This is a genomic window from Pseudomonas defluvii (genome assembly GCF_001695625.1).
GTDB lineage: Bacteria > Pseudomonadota > Gammaproteobacteria > Pseudomonadales > Pseudomonadaceae > Aquipseudomonas > Aquipseudomonas defluvii.
The window spans coordinates 1-509 of record NZ_MBPN01000326.1 but is presented as its reverse complement, the minus strand read 5'-3'; the positions used below and the strand labels follow the sequence as shown (position 1 = coordinate 509).

The following is a 509-nucleotide window of genomic DNA, read 5'->3' as shown; positions in this document are numbered from 1 at the left end:
CGCGTGCGTGCACGGCAGGTGGTGCTGGCCACTGGCGCCCACGAGCGTCCGCTGGTGTATGGCAACAACGACGTGCCAGGCAACATGCTGGCTGGCGCCGTATCGACTTACGTACGCCGTTACGGCGTAGCACCGGGCAAGAAACTGGTGCTTTCGACCAACAACGACCACGCTTACCGCGTTGCGCTGGATTGGCTTGATGCCGGGCTGACCGTCGTGGCGGTGGCCGATGCCCGTCATACACCGCGCGGTGCGCTGGTAGAGGAGGTGAGGGCACGGGGGGTTCGTATCCTGACGTCCAGTGCCGTCATAGAGACGCGAGGCAGCAAACGGGTCACCTCGGCGCGTGTTGCGGCCATTAATGCGAGAGCCTTTAGCGTGACCAGCCCAGGCGAGTGGCTGGAGTGCGACCTTGTGGCCAGTTCGGGCGGCTACAGCCCGGTGGTTCACCTGGCTTCGCACCTGGGTGGCAAGCCGGTCTGGCGTGAAGACATCCTCGGCTTCGTGCC

Annotated in this window: 1 protein-coding gene; it reads left to right on the top strand. The window is 65.0% G+C overall.

The window, feature by feature from the left end:
• Window positions 1-509, top strand: a 509-nt coding sequence (locus EKA13_RS27560; RefSeq protein WP_483826453.1) for an NAD(P)/FAD-dependent oxidoreductase, incomplete at both ends; no start/stop codon positions are given.